Source organism: Microcystis sp. T1-4 (assembly GCF_000297435.1).
Classification (GTDB): Bacteria; Cyanobacteriota; Cyanobacteriia; order Cyanobacteriales; family Microcystaceae; genus Microcystis.
In genome coordinates, this window is sequence record NZ_CAIP01000272.1 from 1 (window position 1) to 1949 (window position 1949).

General features: G+C 40.9%; 2 protein-coding genes. Both read left to right on the top strand.

The annotated features are described in order from the left end of the window. Positions 1-168 precede the first annotated feature (168 nt). Positions 169-1194 (top strand): ABC transporter permease, encoded by a 1026-nt coding sequence (locus MICAI_RS15950; RefSeq protein WP_008204302.1) that lies wholly within the window; start codon positions 169-171, stop codon positions 1192-1194. Positions 1195-1526: 332 nt separating this feature from the next. After that, a partial coding sequence (locus tag MICAI_RS15955) for an IS5/IS1182 family transposase (RefSeq protein WP_039900317.1) occupies positions 1527-1949 on the top strand: 423 nt, incomplete at its 3' end.

The following is a 1949-nucleotide window of genomic DNA, read 5'->3' on the forward strand; positions in this document are numbered from 1 at the left end:
TTTTTGGGTAGTCCCTTGAACAGAACTGGCGGTGCGGATATTTTAGTTTATTTGTACTAAATATTTTTCCCTATTTAATTTTTAATTTTTTATTCACTACTTCTCGATCGCTGGGTCGATTTTGGGGTATGGTTCCTTGAGAATCTATTTTCTGATCGGAAAGCCCTCATGTCTCGCCGCGCTGCTTTACAATCCTATTTACTGGTGCGTTTACTCCTAGCTCCCTTGATGTTATGGACGATCGTGACGGTGGTTTTTCTGCTGATGCGTGTTGCTCCTGGTGATCCCACGGATGCGATTTTAGGCAACCGCGCCCCTGAAAGTGCCAAAAATGCCCTAAGAGAACAGTTAGGACTGAATAAACCCCTATTTTTCCAGTACCTAGACTATATTTTCAATCTAATGCGCCTCAATTTAGGAGACTCTTTAACCAGTAAGGGGGTGACGGTATGGGAGATTATCGCTAAACATTTTCCAGCGACGGTGGAACTAACTTTTTATGGAATGCTGATTGCAGTGATAGTGGGAGTCGGATTGGGAATTATCACCGCTTCCCGTCCGAATACACCCTTAGATGCGGGGGGACGTTTATTTGGACTGATAACCTATTCCTTGCCGATTTTTTGGGTGGGAATGCTCTTACAGCTAATTTTTGCGGTACAGTTGCGCTGGTTTCCCTTGGGGACTCGTTTTCCTTTGAGTGAAACTCCCCCCCAGACAATTACGGGTTTATACACCCTTGATAGTCTGATGACTCTACAACTAGATAAGTTGCCTATAGCTTTGTATTATCTAGTCTTACCTAGTTTTACTCTCGGCATTCTTTTGAGTGGAATTTTTGAACGAATGGTGCGAGTTAATCTGAAACAAACTTTGCAAGCGGACTATGTAGATGCGGCAAAAGCGAGAGGAATACCAGAAAAAACGATTATGATCGCCCATGCGCTGAAAAATGCCCTAATTCCGGTAATTACTGTCTTAGGATTAACTTTTGCGGCTCTTTTAGGTGGTGCAGTCTTGACAGAAGTTACTTTTTCTTGGCCGGGTTTGGGAAATCAGTTATATCGGGCGATTTCTCTGCGTGATTACCCAACAGTGCAGGGATTAATGGCTTTTTTTGCGACAATAGTGGTTTTTGCCAGTATTTTGATCGATTTAATCAATGCTTACATTGATCCTCGCATCCGTTATTAATCAGGGAGAGGGAATTATGAATTATCAATTATGAAGTGGGGAGAGGGGAGAGGGTAATTCGAGCATTTGTACTAATACGATTTTTCTTTCATTCGTAGCAGCCATAACTGGGTGCATCTTATATTTGTGATTTTCTCTCACATATTGGTGAGCAGCAGAAGTTGTTCAAAGAGGGCGAATGCAATCATTGGTGTCAACTTAAGGGAAGAGGTTCCCATATTTGTCGATGGAGAGCCTCTTTCTCTCGATGTCGCTGACGTTCAGCTTTAATAGATCTCTTGCATAAGTCTAGACAAAATAGGATAAAATAGTCCAAGAGTTAAGATTGAAAGATGAATTACGAACAAGTAAAAACTTTAAAGCCAACAGAGTTCAAACGCTTGTGTGGCGTGTATCCAGATACATTTAAGGATATGGTAACAGTCCTAAAGGCAGAAAAAGTTTGGCAAAAAAAGACAGGTAGACCTAGCAAATTGAGTACGGAAGACCAACTACTAATAACATTAGAATATTGGCGAGAATATCGCACCTATTTTCATCTGGGAAATAGTTGGGGTGTTAACGAATCAACGGCGTATAGAATTGTTAGGAAAGTAGAGAATATTCTCATCAAATCAGGTCTGTTTAATCTACCTGGAAAAAAAGCCCTATTAGAAAGTAATAGTGAAATAGAAGTAATAGTGGTGGATGTGTCAGAACAGGAGATAGAAAGACCCAAAAAAAAACAGAAATCATGCTATAGTGGCAAGCAGGGG